The organism is Parachitinimonas caeni (assembly GCF_030129945.1).
GTDB classification, from domain to species: domain Bacteria; phylum Pseudomonadota; class Gammaproteobacteria; order Burkholderiales; family Chitinimonadaceae; genus Parachitinimonas; species Parachitinimonas caeni.
In genome coordinates, this window is the sequence record NZ_JARRAF010000031.1 from 1 (window position 1) to 15,801 (window position 15,801).

A 15,801-nucleotide genomic window follows, 5' to 3' on the forward strand; every position below is an offset into this window, starting at 1 on the left:
TCTCGCCAGGGGGCTCCAGTGCGCAGAATCCAGAACACAGCATTGATAAACAATCGGTTGTCTTTGGCTACGCCTCCCCACTGACCTGCCTGGCCCGGAAGATGAGGGGACAGCAAGGCCCAAGTGGTGTCGCATGATGTCATGCCGGTGGGTGCTGCTCATGTCAATCCTTATAAATCGCAAAATACTCTTATTCGACTAAATCCTAACTCGTGACGACACCATCTAGGCTCTGTTGCCATTTTGTTTTCGGATCGCGTTTCGTCGAATTTGGGCCAGATGCTAGGAGAACAACGCGCCGCTTAGTGGGCTAAGCAAGCGTTTTCCATTTGGGCGCACAGGCTATACGGCTTGCTATGCAATCCAACAGCCTGGCAGTCAACACCGCAGCAGGCCCAAATCCGGCGAAACCCTCCGGGCCGGGCCCCGCGCGACCGGAAACAAAACATCAACGGAGCCCAGGCCAGCTATGACCTTGGCGACGCATTATTTGTTGTGACGAGGAGGTCCGTTGGCGCAGTGAAATGGGCCGTTGTACGGTCGCCATGACGCAATCCGCGCCTCCGGGAATTTTCAGGCAATGGGCGAGTGGCCCATTGCCTGATACACCTGGATCAGGCCAGGTTCTTTGAGATGATTTCGAAGACGTCGCGGGACAAATCGGCGTGCGCAGCCAGCTTTTCCAGCGCAGTTTTAGCCTGGGCCCGGCGTGTGGGCTCCAGTTTCTTCCAGCGGTTGAAGCTGCGGGCCAGGCGCGAGGCAACCTGTGGATTCAGCTTGTCCAGAACCAGAATCTGCTCAGCCGCGAATGCATAGCCGGCGCCATCCGCACGGTGGAAACCTGCGAGATTGGATGAGCAGAATGTTGCCAGCAAGGCGTAAACCTTGTTCGGATTGGTGATCTGGAAGGCCGGGTGTTGTTGCAGGGCCCGTACCCGGTCGAGCGCGTCGGCCCGCTTGTCCATGGCTTGCAGCGTAAACCACTTGTTCATCACCAGCGGATCGTCTTGCCAGCGGTTGGCGAAGTCGGCCAACGCCGTGGCGCCTTGCGGAAGCTCCACCAGAGCTGCCAGCGCGGCTTGGCTGTCCGTCATGTTGTTGGCTTGCTGGAATTGGGTCTGAGCCAGCTCAATGAATGCAGGCTCATCCAGACTGGTCAGATAACCCAGGCACACGTTCTTGAGGGCCCGCTTGGCAATATCGACTGCCGCATAGCGATACGCCTGCGTGGCGCCACAGAAGCGTGCATAGGTGTGCTTGAACTCGCTGCGCAGTGCCTTGGCCAGCGCGACTCGCAAGTACTCGCGTGCCGTGCGGATGGCATCGGGATGGATTTCATCGACCTGATCGGCAAGATAGGTTTCGGCAGGCAGCGTGAACATCAGCGCGATCAGGGCCGGGTCTGCGGCTTCGTCCAGCAGGGCGCGGCGCATGGCATCAACCAGCTCGCCTGGCAGGCTCAAGGTTTCGCTTGCTCGGGCTGCAGCGATCAGTTCCAGCAGCACTTCGCGGATCAGGGTGTGCGAGGCTTCCCAGCGGCAGAATGAATCGCTGTCATGCGCCATCAGGAAGGCGAGTTCCTGGCGGGTCCACGGGTAGTCCAGCTTCACCGGTGCCGAAAAACCGCGCAGCAGTGAAGGGGTGGGCTGTGCCGAGATACCGGTAAAGACAAAACGCTGGCTGGCTTCGGTCAACTGCAGCACGCGGGTTGTGCCCTGCAGGCTGGCTTCGCCTGCCAATTGCAGTGGAATTTCTGCGCCTGCGGCATCCAGCAAGCCCAGTGCGATCGGGATGTGGAATGGCAGTTTTTCCGGCTGGCCGGGGGTCGGTGGGCAGGTCTGGCTGATGTCCAGTGTGTAGGTTTGATTCGCAGCATCAAACTGGCTGACGACTTTGACCACCGGGGTGCCGGCCTGGCTGTACCAGCGCTTGAACTGGGTGAAGTCGAAGCCATTGGCATCACCCATCGCGGCGGCGAAGTCATCGCAGGTGACGGCCTGACCATCGTGGCGCTTGAAGTAGAGGTCGATCCCCTTGCGGTAGCCTTCGGCGCCAAGCAGTGTGTGATACATGCGTACAACTTCGGCACCCTTCTCATAAATCGTGACCGTGTAGAAGTTATTGATCTCGATATAAGAGTCTGGGCGGACCGGGTGGGCCATCGGGCTGGCATCTTCTGCGAACTGGGCAGTTCGCAGGGTGCGTACGTCGTCGATGCGCTTGACCGCACGCGAAGTCATGTCGGCGGTGAATTCCTGATCACGGAAGACGGTCAAGCCCTCTTTCAGCGACAGCTGGAACCAGTCGCGGCAGGTGACGCGGTTGCCGGTCCAGTTGTGGAAGTATTCGTGGGCAATCACGGCCTCGACCCCCATATAGTCGGCATCGGTCGCGGTTTCAGGGCGGGCCAGCACGTATTTGGTGTTGAAGATGTTGAGGCCCTTGTTTTCCATCGCGCCCATATTGAAGTCGCTGACGGCGACGATCATGTAGCTGTCGAGGTCGTATTCGAGGCCGTAGACGTCTTCATCCCACTTCATCGAGCGCTTTACCGACTCCATCGCGTGATGGCATTTCTCCAGGTCCTGCGGCTCGACATAGATTTCCAGTGCCACTTTTCGACCGGAACGGGTGGTGAAGCTGTCTTGCAGGCAGGAGAGTTTGCCAGCAACCAGTGCAAACAGATAAGAGGGCTTCTTGAAAGGATCGACCCACTTGACCCAATGGCGGTTGCGATCGTACTGACCTTCACCAACCCGGTTGCCATTCGACAGCAGTACCGGGTACTTGCTGCGATCGGCAATGATGGTGGTGGTAAACCGGGTCATGACATCGGGCCGGTCGAGGTAGTAGGTGATCTTGCGGAAGCCTTCGGCCTCGCACTGGGTGAAGAAGTTACCGTTCGATTTGTACAAACCCATCAGGCTGGTGTTTTTCTGGGGCTCGATACGGGTGGTGATTTCCAGAATGGCCGACTCGCCCAAACCTTTGATGGTCAGCGACTCATCATCCACATCGTAGCGGTCGGTGGACATCGGCTCGCCATCGAGCAACACCGATTCAAGCATCAGTTCGTGGCCGTCCAGAACCAGGTCGGCATCGGAGACCGGGTGGTCTGGATTGCGGTGCAATACCAGGCGTGAGCTGACGCGTGTGGAGGTTTCGTCCAGCTCAAAGGTCAGGTCAACACGGTCGAGCAGAAAAGCCGGCACGACGTAGTCGCGCAGGAGGATAGGCTGTGGGGCTATCGAATCGCGTTTGTTCATGGTGTGTCTCGTTGCGACAGGTACAAAAAAGGCTCTGCGGCGTGGGTGACCGTCGCTGCCGGTGTGGTCTGAGGGCCGGACTTTCTACGTCATCACCAATGGATGGCGGTTGTCTGGCCCGTATTCTTGTCCAGGCGCTGTTGACGTTTTGTTTTTGGATCGCGTTTCGTCGGAAAACGGCCTGGCGCCGCGTGACAGAACGCTTGCATCGAATGACTATGCGGCGTGCCCTGTGCCTTGCTCCAGGCGGCTTTCCGGCGAAACGCGATCCCTAAAAGAGGGTTAGCAGTGCCTGGGAAAGCGCCGCATTATAGCGTTTCCGGATTGTGAAAACTTGGCACGTCGCAGCATTGCGCAAGCATGTTACCGCCAGTCGATTGTTAGATTGACGTGGGCGTATATAAAGAAACTGCAAGTCTCATATAGAGAAATATTCGTTTTTTTCATATAGCCTGATTGATATAGTCGGTGCTCTCGCATGGCGCAGGCTTCTGCTTTGGCCATGCAACCCGTAAAGAGGGATGCAGATGTATCAATATGATGATTACGATCAGAAGATCGTTGACCAACGCGTGGCGCAATTTCGCGACCAGACTCGCCGCTTTCTGGCCGGCGAATTGACCGGCGAAGAATTCCGCCCCCTGCGCCTGCAAAATGGCCTGTATATCCAGCGCCATGCACCGATGTTGCGGGTGGCGATTCCCTACGGCCATTTGCGCAGTGACCAGGTCCGCAAACTCGCTGAGATTGCGCGCAAATACGACCGGGGCTATGGCCATTTCACGACCCGTCAGAACATCCAGTACAACTGGCCGAAGCTGGAAGACGTGCCAGAGATTCTGGCGGAGCTGGCCACGGTGCAGATGCATGCGATCCAGACTTCGGGGAATTGCGTTCGCAATACCACCACCGATCAATTCGCAGGTGTTGCTCACGACGAATTGATTGATCCGCGCCCCTGGTGTGAATTGATTCGCCAGTGGTCCACCTTTCATCCCGAATTTGCGCACTTGCCGCGAAAGTTCAAGATTGCCGTCAGTGGCTCGGTGGAAGACCGGGCTGCCAGCTGGGTACATGACATCGGCTTGCATATGGTGACCGATGCGCAGGGAGAAATCGGGTTCAAGGTGATTGTCGGGGGCGGCCTCGGGCGCACGCCGATGGTGGGTTCGGTGATTCGCGAATACCTGCCACGCTGGCATCTGCTCAGCTATCTCGATGCCATCCTGCGGGTGTACAACCGCTATGGGCGCCGGGATAACAAGTACAAGGCCCGTATCAAGATTCTGGTCAAGGCCATGACACCAGAAGCCTTCGCCGCCAAGGTCGAGGCGGAATGGCAGCATCTGCAAGATGGGCCGATGACGCTTACTCAGACCGAAATCGACCGCGTATCCGCTTTCTTTACCGCACCCGCCTATGAACGCCTGGCCGGGGATGACGCAGGTTTTCTGCAGCTGAAAGCCGAGAACAAGGCGTTTGCCCGCTGGGTACAGCGCAATGTGTTTGCGCATAAGCAACCGGGGTATGCCGCAGTTACCCTGTCGCTCAAGAGCACCGGTATTGCACCGGGCGATGCCACGGCAGATCAGCTTGATGGCGTGGCTGATCTGGCCGACCGTTATGCATTCGGGGAAGTCCGTGTCAGCCATGAGCAAAACCTGATTCTGGCCGATGTTCGTCAAAGCGATCTGGCGGCAGTCTGGGATGCGGCGAAAAAGCTGGGTTTTGCCACACCGAATATTGGGTTGATTACCGACATCGTCTGTTGTCCAGGGGGGGACTTCTGCGATCTGGCCAATGCCAAGTCCATCCCGATTGCAGAGGGTGTTCAGCGCATTTTCGACGAGGAAGATTACCTGTTTGATCTGGGCGAGATCGACCTCAATATCTCAGGCTGCATGAATTCCTGCGGCCACCATCATGTTGGTCACATCGGTATTCTGGGCGTCGATAAAAGCGGTTCGGAGTGGTATCAGATATCGCTGGGTGGGCGTCAGGGGCACGCGGCGAGTCTGGGTAAGGTTATCGGACCAAGCTTCGCGCAGGATGATGTTCCGGCAGTGATTAAACAAATCATTGATGTCTATGTCGAGCAACGTCTAGCTGACGAACGCTTCATCGATGTGTTTGACCGCCTGGGCATTGAGCCTTTCAAGGCCCGCGTGTATCAGAAGGAGCGTGCGCATGGGTAAGCATCCCCACATTATCCGGCTCGATCGGGCGAGCGGACATCGTGAAATCGTTGCGAATCACTGGATACGGGTCGCAGAAGCTGGCGATGATGCCGTGCCAGGCCACACCTTGCTGCCGCTCAAACAATGGCTGGAGCGTCGTGACGAATTGCTTGAGCGTGATGATGTCGGTATCTGGTTTGCCCCGGACGACGAGCCCGAGGCATTGGGGGCGGATGCAGTCAGGCTGGCCATCATTGCCGTTGACTTCCCAGCCTTTACCGATGGACGGGGTTTCAGCATTGGTCGCCTGCTGCGGGAGCGTTATGGATTTACGGGTGAACTGCGGGCGGTCGGAGACGTCTTCAAAGATACCTTGAACTACCTGCGACGCTGTGGTTTCGACGCCTTCGAAATACGTGCGGACAAAGACGTTGAAGAAGCGGCCAAGGGCTTGGATGACTTTGATGACGCGTATCAGAACAGCGTGGATCAGCCTGCGCCTTTGTTCCGGAGACGTTGAGGTGAGTGCCGGTATTCGTCGCATTCGCGGGGATTGCTTGATGCATGAGGAGATCCGGGCATGACAGCTTCGTCACTTGGCAAAGTGTATCTGGTTGGTGCGGGTCCCGGTGCGGCGGATCTGATCACCGTGCGCGGCATGCGACTGTTGGCGCAGGCCGACATCGTATTTTATGACGCATTGGTCCAGCCCGAGATGCTGACCTATTGCCCGCAGGCCGAGCAGATTGCAGTGGGAAAGCGCTGCGATCAGGCTTCGACGCAGCAACGCTTCATCAACAAAATGTTGGTGGATGCCGCCCGCAAGCATGCCTGCGTTGTCCGCCTGAAGGGGGGCGACCCCATGCTGTTCGGCCGGGCGCAGGAAGAGCTGGCCGAGTTGACGGCTGCCGGCGTGGTCTGCGAAGTCGTACCCGGAGTGACCGCCGCTTTGGCAGCCAGTGCAGATGCCGGGGTTTCGCTGACTAGCCGTGGTTTGGCCCGCAATGTTCTGTTTGCCACGGCGCGGGTGGGGCAGGGTGAAAGTCCGGCTGACTGGGTCGCGCCAGTGGTCGCGGCCGATACGGCCGTGCTCTATATGGGCGTGAAACAGGCGGCGGAAGTGGCGGCGGCGCTGCTGGCTGGGGGCATGCGTGCTGATCGGCCGCTGATGATTGTGGAGAATGCTTCCTTGCCAACATCCCGCCAGTGGCAGCTGACGCTGGCAGAATTGGCAGATGTGGCCGGCTGGAATCTCAGCGGCCCAGCCATTTTGATGATCGGTGAGGTTTATCGAGCTGCCGCAGCGATCAGGGTTAGCGAGGACAAGTGCTGGTCTAACGTGGCGTGATCTCTACCGGTGTGCCGGGCTTTTGTGGTCGCGACTTGTTGGGATCAGTCTGATCGGCGGTTTGTGCCTCAATGGACTTCAGTCGTCCGTCCGCAGCTGCCCGTTCGATTTGCGTGCGCAGGTAGATGTCCTGGCGTGCCCGCAATTCCAGCTCCTGCTGGGTTGGAGGTAGGGGCTCTGGCTTGTAGGGTGGACGATAGACGGGCGGGCGGTGCGGATGGTAGACCGGCGCGGCGTTCTGCATAGGTTCGCTGTCTGCAGCGGCAAACCCCGTTGCACTCACCGTCAACACGGCCAATCCGAGGGCGGTCACTTTATTCATCTCTTCCTCTTTTCCGATGGCCTATGCCATCTCGACCTTGCCGACGCCTTCAAGTTCAAGAAACCGGGCAAAGCGCTCAAGTTCGACTCCCAAAGCCTGCTCGAAGTTGGCCTGCCGCTTGATTGTCTGTGCATGCCCGAGTTGCGCATCCAGTCGTCCTGCGTTCTGTTTGAGATTCGCCCAGCCAATGACCTGATCTGCCCACAGCACGGGTAATGCGTAGTAGCCAAACTGCCGCTTCTCGGGCGGCGTATAGGCTTCCAGTCGGTAGTCCCAGCCCCAGAACAGGGCAAAGCGCCGGCGGTCCCAGACGATGGGGTCAAATGGGGCTAATAGCCTGACCTGCTGCCGGATGCTGCCTGCCATATCCTCTGCTTGTGGCAGCAACCAGCGAGTCCCTTCCAATTCGATCATTGCCAACCAGCCCTCGTCCTGCCAGCGCCTGACCCAGTCTGACTTGCTCTTCAGCAAGTGGCGCAATTGGGGGGGCGCCATAGCGCAGCATTTGCAGCAACTGCTTGAAACTCGCCTCGGGCAGTGGGGCGTAGAGCGCCAGAATCAAACGGGCTGCGCCAGCCAATTGCTGTTCCGGACTCAGGCCGAGTTCCGCCAGATGCGCGAGCTTGGCAGGACCGTAGACGCGCGTGCCTTTGTCGCGCCTTACCACCCGCAGCTGACCACGATAGTGCAGGCTGTCGAGCAGGCCAGTTGTGGCATTGGAGCGCCCGCCCCAATAGTTGGCATAGGTCTGGCTGCCTAACTTGGCTTCGAGGTCGCGTGGATGAGTCGGACCGTGTTCAAGTACGTGCGAGAGCACGGCCTCCGCCAGCTCCGGCGCGTGGTGTTCGGCCCGCGTATTGCCCTCAAATTGCCTTGGATGCAGCCATTGCTGGTGCTGTCTGGGCAAAAAGCCATAGTTGACCAGCACGTCTTCTTCGACATCCAGTTTGGGATAGCGTCGTTCCAGATCGCCATCGCGGTAGTTTTTTACCCGTAGCCGCAAGATCAGATCCTGGGCGCGTGCCGGCGCCCGAATCGGGTCTGCTTGAACAAAACCCAGGCGCTGGATGGCTTCGGGGAGTGTTGTAGGGGTAAACAAACTGCGGCTGATGGCATAACGACGCAAGGTCGCCAGAGTCGGGCTGGTCATGAGGGGGCTTGTCAAAGAGTGCCGGCAGCCTGGTTCTATTGACGTTAGGTTTGCGACTGTGAACCCAACGTCAACAGAACCTGGAGCAGCCAGTTTGGATGGGGAGGGGCGTGATCAGTGCTGGCGGGCCTTGACCATCTTGACCAGTCGCTCGAACAGTGAGAGATCCTGCTCGTTTTTAAACAAGGCGCCCGATAGTGGCGGCAACGCCGCATCGCTGGCGGCGTTGCGCAGTACTTCGGGTGGCACATCTTCGGCCAGCAGCAGCTTGAGCCAATCGAGCAGCTCAGAAGTCGATGGCTTTTTCTTCAGGCCGGGTAGCTCGCGAATCGCGAAGAATAGATCCATGGCCTCCTGAAGCAGCTCTTCCTTGAGCTTGGGGTAGTGGACGGCCACGATGTCGCGCATGGTGGCTTTATCGGGGAAGCGAATGTAGTGGAAGAAGCAGCGCCGCAAAAAGGCATCGGGTAGCTCCTTCTCGTTATTGCTGGTGATGATGATGACGGGCCGGTGGTGAGCACTGACTGTCTGGCGGGTTTCATAGACATAGAACTCCATCCGGTCCAGCTCGCGTAGCAGGTCGTTAGGGAATTCGATGTCCGCTTTGTCGATTTCATCAATCAGCAGAACGGCTTGTTGTTCTGATTCAAAGGCTTCCCATAGCTTGCCCCTGACGATGTATTGACTGATGTCCGAGACGCGGGGATCACCGAGCTGCGAATCACGCAGGCGTGATACCGCGTCGTATTCATACAAGCCCTGCTGAGCCTTGGTGGTAGATTTGATATGCCACTGAATCAGCGGCAGACCCAGGCTGGCGGCGACTTCCTCGGCCAGCATGGTCTTGCCGGTACCGGGTTCACCCTTGATCAGCAAGGGGCGTTGCAAAGTCATGGCGGCGTTGACGGCCATGGTGAGATCGGCGGTCGCGACGTAACGGTCACTGCCTGCAAAACGGGGAGACGACATGATGATGGCTACCTGCGTTAGTCAGGCTGCCGATTGTACGGAGCAGGGGGGGGAGCGGCAACGGCCGATGAAGAGGTCGGCCCCGCTCATCCAGCGCGGCGCGTTTCGGCCAGTATGGTAGCGGTTGCGTGTGAGCCAAGATCATGAACGGGCGGCAGGGCCCGGTTCATGATTCTCGTATCGGGCTGTTTGCGTTCTCAGCGGGCAAAAGTGGCTTCGATATCATCGAGCGTGAGATGCCAGCGATCCAGCATATGGGCATAGATGGCCATTTCGGCGTCGGAAATATCTTCATCTGCCTTGCACAGATCCAGCGCCAGCGTGGCAACCAACAACCTTAGTTTCGGATCGACCACGGTATCGAGTAGATCATCAATGCGCTGTCGGTCAATCAGGTGAATCTGGCCGCTTTCATCTGCTTCATCTGACAGATCATTGCAATAGTCATGCAAGACCTGAATGAACTGCTTGCGCGAGATGTTCAGCGCTTCATAGATGTGCAGGTGCTCGATTTCGTCGAGTTCTCGCGGATCCATATTGCCGTCGCTGACCATCAGCATGACCAGCAATCTGGCAGCAGCTTCGGGGCTATTCTGGGCATATTTTTTCATGCACTGACTCCTAGTTTGGATCACTTTCCTGGGTATAGGCGTTCAAGGCCGCCGAAAATTCGGGCGGCACTCCCACAGGTTTTCGCACGGTATAGTCGAAGAACACCAAGCCAGTCTTGGCATGGAGCACTTCGCGCTGTCTTTCCAGACTCTCGAAGCAATAGTAGAGATCGCAACCGTACTTGTTGAAATCGATGGCTGCAACCCCTACCGACAACTTCTCGCCCCAGAAGGCTTCGGCTTTGAAAACCAGCGCGGCATCCGCCAGGATGATCCCCTTGCCGGCAATATCGAGCTCGGAAAAACCAAGAGCCCGCAGGAAGCGCATTCTGGCTTCGTGGACCAGCGTAAGGGCTGAGTCATTGCCCAAGTGCCCGCCATAGTTGATCAGGCCGATCTGGATCTCCATCTCGGTACGAAATGGGTAGCTATCGGGCATTACTAGTTTCAACCGGGCCATGCTGCGAACGAGACAGTTAACGGAACTGGCGAGTGTATGCCGGCCTCTCTGGCTTGGCAACGCGGTGGCTTTCGGGAGAATGCGTCATGCAGAAAGGCGATTTGTATCGGGAACGGACGGTTTGTGTGCTTGATCCAAGCCAAACGATGTGGGGGCTCAGCGTGGCAGACTGAACAGGCGCCTACCCAGAGTCATCGCCGCAGGCTCATCTTGTCGGACAGGGTATTGGGCTCTTGGTTGTCTGAGCTGAGCTATACAGGAGAGTTACGATGATGAGTTGGGCGCGCGAGATCAAAAACGAATGGATTTCAGTGCTTGTCCGGTTTGACGCTGCGCAGAATTTTTGTGGCGGTTTGAAAGGCCCTGCAGTGCTCAAGCGGCATTAATCAGGAGGTTTGCCATGTACCAGCGTATTTTGGTTCCTGTCGATGATAGTCATACATCGCGGCAGTCATTGGGAGAGGCGGTAAGATTCTGTCAGGAGCAACATGCCACTATCCGTTTGGTGCATGTCATCGACCTCGCGCAGTTCTCCTGGGGAGGTGCCGAGTTCGTTGATGTGGGTGAATTGCAAACCAGCTTGCGCCAAAGCGGCCAGAAAATACTGGACGCGGCAGCGGCTATTGTCAGAGAGTCTGGCATTGAGCCAGATATGGGCTTGCTGGAGATATGGGGAGGGCAAACCTCTCAGGCTATCATTGATGAAGCCAAGCTCTGGCGCGCAGACATCATTGTGATGGGCACACATGGTTGGACTGGCCTGGACCATCTGCTGCTGGGAAGCGTTGCCGAAGGCGTCGTCCGGCATGCACCAGTGCCAGTCCTGCTGAACCGAAGTAATCGCTGAAAAACTGCTGGACTCAGGATTATCAAGGTGCGGCTGATGCATGGATCATCGCCGCTACCGGGATTCTGTAGCGGTTTTCGGCGGCAGACAGGGCAGAATGGGTAGAGAGTGGCTGAAACGATTCAACTTGTAACTGAAACACTGGATGTCAATGATCATCGCCGTGATATTGCCGGCTTGCGATATGTGTATCCCGTGGTATCGCGACGGGCAGGCGGGGTATCTCTGGGTATCAATCTGAACCCTAACAATGCCTGTAATTGGCGTTGTATCTATTGCCAGGTGCCTGACCTTGTGAGAGGAAACGCACCTGCAATTGATCTCGAATTGCTGCAGCATGAGCTGCATTCCGCTCTGCAGGCCTTGCTGCATGGTGACTTCATGCAACGTCATGTGCCCGAAGGTGTGCGGCGGTTCAATGACATTGCGTTGTCGGGTAATGGCGAACCGACAACCAGTCATGAGTTTTCGGATGTCATTCGGATAATTGCAGCATCGCGGGCAAGTTTTGGGCTGGATGAATCGGTAAAGACCGTGTTGATTACCAATGGCAGCCAGTTACACAAGCCGGTGATTCAAGCTTCGTTGTCTGAAATGTCTAATCTGAACGGGGAGGTCTGGTACAAGCTTGACCGGGTACCGGACGGGACGTTGTCTGTGGTCAATCAGGTGGCATTGACGCGTTCCGCTGTACTCCGGCATCTGATTGCCGCCTCGCAAGTCTGCCGCACATGGGTGCAGACCTGTATGTTCGAGCTGGATGGATGGCTACCCTCAGAGCAGGAAATCACTGATTACCTGGAGCTAGTGCAAGCAGCCAAAGTAGCAGGAGGAAAACTGGAGGGGGTATTGCTCTATGGTTTGGCGCGAGCTTCAACGCAACCGGAAGCACCAAGGCTGGGGCGGGCGCCAGAAGCCTGGATGAGAAGCTTGGCCCAGCGCATCGAATCGCTGGGCCTTGCCGTGCGGCTATCGCCCTGAGCTTAGTCTTGCCCGGCTTCGTGCTGGGCGGGCGGATTCTGAGCTGCTTGTGCTTTGGCGGCTTCCATGCGGGCCTTTACCGCCTTTTGCAGGCTCTTGTAGAGGTCAGGATGGTTATCGCGCAAATAGTCGATAATCTCGAAGTCTTCCCGCTTTACGCGGGTCAAATCGAGTTGCTCTACGTGAACGAGCCGTAATAGCTCGCGCACAGGTTTTGGCATGTTACGGCCGCTCTCATAGCGCGAGCCGCCGCTCTGCGTTACCCCGATCTTCGTCCAGAATTCTTGTTGGTTTAGTCCCAACCTTCTGCGGATGTCTCTAGGGTTCAGTACTTTCTCGAACAATTTCATCAGTCGATCCCTCAGTTTGAAACTTATGCCCGCGTTGTCAGCGACACCCGGTCTTTGGTGTCACCTACAGTTATTTGTCATTGTGAGCGTCATCGTAGAACACCATTCAAGCTATGACAAACAGATTCTGGCTTTTGAATTGTAAAAGCTTGAAATGATTGGCTTAGCCATTTTGAAGAACTACAGCTGTCGATACACGTAAGCTACTGTTTTAGCGGGCGCTAATATTACTTCATTATGTCACACTTCAAAAGCAAGTTGGACTTTCAAAATGACTTCAAACAGACTTGTCATATCCTGAAAGAGTTTATCCATGTAGTGCATCCTGACCAAATACATGCAGCCAGAGTTCCTGCACCGAATGGAGTAGCCCGGCGATAACTGGCTGCGTGGTCAATACAACAGATGTACCGTCCAGCCTCTGTGTGTGCTGAATACGACGAAATTCCCTATACGCCGTTTGTCCCTCTAAACCAAGCTTGGCGGGAATCAGGCCATGATCTACGGCGGTACCCAGCAACGCGATGTTACCGCTATTGCGCGTCAGATCTGGCGCCGCTTCTGCGTGGGCCAGCACCAGATACTGCACAATGAATTCGACGTCCACGATTCCGCCTCTGACATGCTTTATGTCGGTGGGATGCGGTGGATGCGTCGCTAGCATTCTGTTGCGCATCGACAACACTTCGGCTGCCAGCTGCTCGGGGTCGCGTTTCTGCATCAGGACCTCGCGCCGGATTGTTTCAAATCGTTCACCAACATTTACATCTCCGGCCGCATAACGAGCTCGGGTTAATGCTTGATGCTCCCATACCCAAGCCTCCTTCTGCTGGTAGTGAGAGAAGGCTTCAATGCTGCTGACCAATAATCCGGATGCGCCGTTTGGACGTAGCCGCAGATCGATGTCATACAGTTGACCGGCGGGGGTGGCGGTTGTGAGCCAGTTGTTAATCCGTTTGGCTAGTCTTGCGTACTGCTCGGCTGCTTCGGGGGCGGTGTCGTCGTAGATAAAGATCAAGTCTAAATCAGAGCCATAGCCAAGTTCCTTGCCGCCTAACTTGCCGTAACCAATGATCGCGAAGTTCGGATGTTCTCGATGCTTGCTGGGAAGCTCAGCCCAGCAACGTTCGATGCTGAGCGTAAGCATCAGGTCTGCCAGCGCTGATAGCTGATCGGACAAGGCTTCGACGGTGTAGTGTTCTGCCAGATCCTGAGCAACCAGACGGAATATCTGGGTGTGCTGGAAGTGGCGCAGCAAATCCATCTGCGCTTCTGCATCGCCCGCGTGAGCTTCGAGTTCGCTACGGAGGTTCGCGGCCAGTTTTGGCCAGTCGGGTGCTGAATAGAGAATTCTGGCGTCGAGAAGTTCATCCAGCAGGATAGGATGGGTATTCAGGTAGTCCGATACCCAAGGGCTGGCACTGTAGAGGCTGGCCAGACGGCGCAGGGTCTGTGGGTGCTCGGTCAGCAAGGCCAGATACGCTTCGCGTCGGCTGATGGTTTCGAGGAAGCGCAGGATGCGGGTCAGTGTGGCATCCGGGTTGCTGAAGCTGGCTGCGACTTCGATCAGCGGGGGGATGAGTGCGTCGATCTTGCGGCGGCTTTTGTCGCCCAGTGTCTGGTAGCGATGACTGCTGGCAATCGCGGCCAATTGGCGTTGCATTTCGGCTGACTCGGCGTAGCCAAGCTGCTTGAGGCGGTGTGTGGCGTGGTCAGTGGTCTGGATATCCAGCCAGAGGCCGGTCAGCGGATGCACCGATTCGCCATCCGCCTGAGGCAGCATGAACACCTGCTCGAAATAGCGAGAGACGCGCGAACGATGTTGATCAAGCGCGCCAAGGCAATCCTGCCAGCTGGAGCAGCCCATGCTGTGGGCAATGCGTTGCCGGTCTTCGTCGTTGCCAGGCAAGGTTTGGGTCTGAGCGTCGTCCAGATATTGCAGGCGGTGTTCCAGGTTCCGCAGAAAGACGTAGGCCGCATTGAGTTCCTGACGCATCTCTTGCCCGATCAGCCCTTGCTCGGCCAGCTCGGCCAGCACAGGCTGGGTGGGGCGCACCTGCAGCGCGCGATTGCGTCCACCTCGAATCAGTTGAAAGACTTGGGCGATGAACTCGACTTCGCGGATTCCTCCCGGCCCAAGCTTGATGTTGTCGGCCAGATCACGCCGGATTACTTCTCGCTGAATCTGTGCGTGCAGGTCTCGCATCGAGCCATAGGCGCCGTAATCCAGATATTTTCGATAAATGAATGGCCGGACGATCTGCATCAGTCCTTCTTGGTCGCCAGATAAGGGCCGGCCCTTGATCCAGGCGTAGCGCTCCCATTCACGACCCTGGGTATAGAAATAGTTTTCAAGCGCGGCAAACGATGACACCAATGGTCCGGAATCTCCATACGGGCGTAGTCGCATATCCACCCGGAACACGAAGCCATCCAGTGTCGGATCGTGCAGCAGGGCAATCAGCTGCTTGCCGATGCGCGAGAAATACTCATGGTTCGAAACAGGGCGCGGGCCGTCGGTTTCGCCGTCTTCCGGGTAAACGAAGATCAGGTCGATATCGGACGATACGTTGAGTTCGCGTCCGCCCAATTTGCCCATGCCAACAACGATCAGGCGTTGCGTGGTGCCGCTGTCCGCTCCGATGGGTTGACCATAACGCTCGTGCGGCTGGTCCAGCAGTTTGAGACAGGCGGCAATGGCAGCTTCCGCCAGATCACTGGTTGTTGCCATGACCTCGTATAGATCCGATAACCCGGCCAGCTCGCGACCGATCAATCTGGCCATGACAGCCTGGCGCAGCAGGCGCAGGCTGACTTTCAACCCGGCTTCGTCTTGAGATGGGCGCTGGCTTAACCATTCGTCCATTTCAGCACGCAGGAATGGGCGTGACATCTGGCTGAGGGTGGTGTCAGCCAGCGTCGGGTTCTGGGCGAACAGGCGTTGCAGGTAGCGGCTGTGAGCCAGAGCGGGGGCGAGGGAATGAGACATGGCAACTCCGGGGAACTGGGGGACTGATTCGGGCTCTATTGGGTTGATGTTGGGACGGTCATCTGGCATGGCCGGGGCCGTCGCGAGAGGAATTCGTTGCATAGGCGTCGTATGCCGGCGGCTGGCAAGCCGCCTGGACGCGGTTCTCTACAACGATACGTTACAATAGCCTTTGGCTCTGCCGACGTCTCGCTGCTGGTTCTGGGATGAAATGGTCAACAGAGCCAAGCTGCCTGCCGCCAAGTCAGGTCAAATCAGGGCAAGATGGGCTTGCCAGAATGCCTTACCGGTTCTGGCGACGTCAGAAGTTCTTTGCGAAGAGACTTTTCGA

General features: G+C 57.0%; 14 protein-coding genes and 1 pseudogene. 5 read left to right on the plus strand and 10 right to left on the minus strand.

All coding sequences use genetic code 11. The annotated features are described in order from the left end of the window. Both PZA18_RS18750 and pepN read right to left on the minus strand, forming a co-directional pair. A pseudogene (locus PZA18_RS18750) lies at window positions 1-162 on the minus strand (transposase); the annotation flags it as partial. 452 nt (window positions 163-614) lie between these two features. After that, window positions 615-3,266 carry an aminopeptidase N gene (gene pepN, locus PZA18_RS18755; protein ID WP_284102404.1) on the minus strand — a complete coding sequence of 884 codons (2,652 nt, stop codon included), beginning with the start codon at window positions 3,264-3,266 and terminating at the stop codon, window positions 615-617. A gap of 527 nt (window positions 3,267-3,793) precedes the next feature. Between pepN and PZA18_RS18760 the strand changes: the two genes are divergently transcribed. Genes PZA18_RS18760 through cobA form a run of 3 tightly spaced genes read left to right on the plus strand, consistent with a single transcriptional unit; the run spans window position 3,794 to window position 6,791 of the window. Then, window positions 3,794-5,461 carry a nitrite/sulfite reductase gene (locus PZA18_RS18760; RefSeq protein ID WP_284102405.1) on the plus strand — a complete coding sequence of 556 codons (1,668 nt, stop codon included), beginning with the start codon at window positions 3,794-3,796 and terminating at the stop codon, window positions 5,459-5,461. Then, the gene (locus PZA18_RS18765; protein WP_284102406.1) at window positions 5,454-5,963 is read left to right on the plus strand and encodes a DUF934 domain-containing protein; all 510 of its coding nucleotides are present in this window, start codon (window positions 5,454-5,456) and stop codon (window positions 5,961-5,963) included. Before PZA18_RS18760 ends, PZA18_RS18765 begins: the two co-directional genes overlap by 8 nt. A 60-nt stretch (window positions 5,964-6,023) precedes the next feature. Next, window positions 6,024-6,791, plus strand: coding sequence for a uroporphyrinogen-III C-methyltransferase (cobA, locus tag PZA18_RS18770; RefSeq protein ID WP_284102407.1), 768 nt, complete (start codon window positions 6,024-6,026; stop codon window positions 6,789-6,791). Here cobA and PZA18_RS18775 read toward each other — a convergent pair. From PZA18_RS18775 to PZA18_RS18800, 6 genes are all read right to left on the minus strand, one after another. Next, window positions 6,778-7,113 carry a hypothetical protein gene (locus PZA18_RS18775; protein WP_284102408.1) on the minus strand — a complete coding sequence of 112 codons (336 nt, stop codon included), beginning with the start codon at window positions 7,111-7,113 and terminating at the stop codon, window positions 6,778-6,780. The two genes, cobA and PZA18_RS18775, sit on opposite strands and share 14 nt — an antisense overlap. A 21-nt stretch (window positions 7,114-7,134) precedes the next feature. Next, window positions 7,135-7,527 carry a DNA glycosylase AlkZ-like family protein gene (locus PZA18_RS18780; RefSeq protein WP_284102409.1) on the minus strand — a complete coding sequence of 131 codons (393 nt, stop codon included), beginning with the start codon at window positions 7,525-7,527 and terminating at the stop codon, window positions 7,135-7,137. Continuing rightward, window positions 7,433-8,263 carry a DNA glycosylase AlkZ-like family protein gene (locus PZA18_RS18785; protein WP_284102410.1) on the minus strand — a complete coding sequence of 277 codons (831 nt, stop codon included), beginning with the start codon at window positions 8,261-8,263 and terminating at the stop codon, window positions 7,433-7,435. Before PZA18_RS18785 ends, PZA18_RS18780 begins: the two co-directional genes overlap by 95 nt. Before the next feature lie 114 nt (window positions 8,264-8,377). Then, window positions 8,378-9,232, minus strand: coding sequence for an AAA family ATPase (locus PZA18_RS18790; protein ID WP_284102411.1), 855 nt, complete (start codon window positions 9,230-9,232; stop codon window positions 8,378-8,380). A 197-nt stretch (window positions 9,233-9,429) separates the two neighbouring features. Beyond that, window positions 9,430-9,843 (minus strand): tellurite resistance TerB family protein, encoded by a 414-nt coding sequence (locus tag PZA18_RS18795; protein ID WP_284102412.1) that lies wholly within the window; start codon window positions 9,841-9,843, stop codon window positions 9,430-9,432. A gap of 10 nt (window positions 9,844-9,853) precedes the next feature. Next, on the minus strand, window positions 9,854-10,282 hold the full coding sequence (locus PZA18_RS18800) for an acyl-CoA thioesterase (protein WP_284102413.1): 429 nt from the start codon (window positions 10,280-10,282) through the stop codon (window positions 9,854-9,856). 421 nt (window positions 10,283-10,703) lie between these two features. On the opposite strand from PZA18_RS18800, the gene PZA18_RS18805 reads away from it, so the two are divergent. Next, window positions 10,704-11,150 (plus strand): universal stress protein, encoded by a 447-nt coding sequence (locus tag PZA18_RS18805; protein WP_284102414.1) that lies wholly within the window; start codon window positions 10,704-10,706, stop codon window positions 11,148-11,150. A 294-nt stretch (window positions 11,151-11,444) separates the two neighbouring features. Then, window positions 11,445-12,131, plus strand: coding sequence for a hypothetical protein (locus PZA18_RS18810; RefSeq protein WP_284102415.1), 687 nt, complete (start codon window positions 11,445-11,447; stop codon window positions 12,129-12,131). A gap of 2 nt (window positions 12,132-12,133) precedes the next feature. Here the strand turns inward: PZA18_RS18810 and PZA18_RS18815 are convergent, their stop codons facing one another. Both PZA18_RS18815 and glnE read right to left on the minus strand, forming a co-directional pair. Beyond that, window positions 12,134-12,481: a helix-turn-helix domain-containing protein gene (locus PZA18_RS18815; protein WP_284102416.1), complete on the minus strand. Its 348-nt coding sequence runs from the start codon at window positions 12,479-12,481 to the stop codon at window positions 12,134-12,136. A 307-nt stretch (window positions 12,482-12,788) separates the two neighbouring features. Next, on the minus strand, window positions 12,789-15,470 hold the full coding sequence (glnE, locus tag PZA18_RS18820; RefSeq protein WP_284102417.1) for a bifunctional [glutamate--ammonia ligase]-adenylyl-L-tyrosine phosphorylase/[glutamate--ammonia-ligase] adenylyltransferase: 2,682 nt from the start codon (window positions 15,468-15,470) through the stop codon (window positions 12,789-12,791). Between the last annotated feature and the right edge of the window lie 331 nt (window positions 15,471-15,801).

Excerpts from the sequence above, each read along its gene's own strand:
- PZA18_RS18785 (WP_284102410.1), bottom strand. The coding sequence starts at position 8,263 with ATGACCAGCCCGACTCTGGCGACCTTGCGTCGTTATGCCATCAGCCGC.
- PZA18_RS18760 (WP_284102405.1), top strand. The coding sequence starts at position 3,794 with ATGTATCAATATGATGATTACGATCAGAAGATCGTTGACCAACGCGTG.
- PZA18_RS18780 (WP_284102409.1), bottom strand. The coding sequence starts at position 7,527 with ATGATCGAATTGGAAGGGACTCGCTGGTTGCTGCCACAAGCAGAGGAT.
- PZA18_RS18800 (WP_284102413.1), bottom strand. The coding sequence starts at position 10,282 with ATGCCCGATAGCTACCCATTTCGTACCGAGATGGAGATCCAGATCGGC.
- PZA18_RS18775 (WP_284102408.1), bottom strand. The coding sequence starts at position 7,113 with ATGAATAAAGTGACCGCCCTCGGATTGGCCGTGTTGACGGTGAGTGCA.
- PZA18_RS18805 (WP_284102414.1), top strand. The coding sequence starts at position 10,704 with ATGTACCAGCGTATTTTGGTTCCTGTCGATGATAGTCATACATCGCGG.
- PZA18_RS18795 (WP_284102412.1), bottom strand. The coding sequence starts at position 9,843 with ATGAAAAAATATGCCCAGAATAGCCCCGAAGCTGCTGCCAGATTGCTG.
- PZA18_RS18765 (WP_284102406.1), top strand. The coding sequence starts at position 5,454 with ATGGGTAAGCATCCCCACATTATCCGGCTCGATCGGGCGAGCGGACAT.
- pepN (WP_284102404.1), bottom strand. The coding sequence starts at position 3,266 with ATGAACAAACGCGATTCGATAGCCCCACAGCCTATCCTCCTGCGCGAC.
- cobA (WP_284102407.1), top strand. The coding sequence starts at position 6,024 with ATGACAGCTTCGTCACTTGGCAAAGTGTATCTGGTTGGTGCGGGTCCC.
- PZA18_RS18790 (WP_284102411.1), bottom strand. The coding sequence starts at position 9,232 with ATGTCGTCTCCCCGTTTTGCAGGCAGTGACCGTTACGTCGCGACCGCC.
- glnE (WP_284102417.1), bottom strand. The coding sequence starts at position 15,470 with ATGTCTCATTCCCTCGCCCCCGCTCTGGCTCACAGCCGCTACCTGCAA.
- PZA18_RS18815 (WP_284102416.1), bottom strand. The coding sequence starts at position 12,481 with ATGAAATTGTTCGAGAAAGTACTGAACCCTAGAGACATCCGCAGAAGG.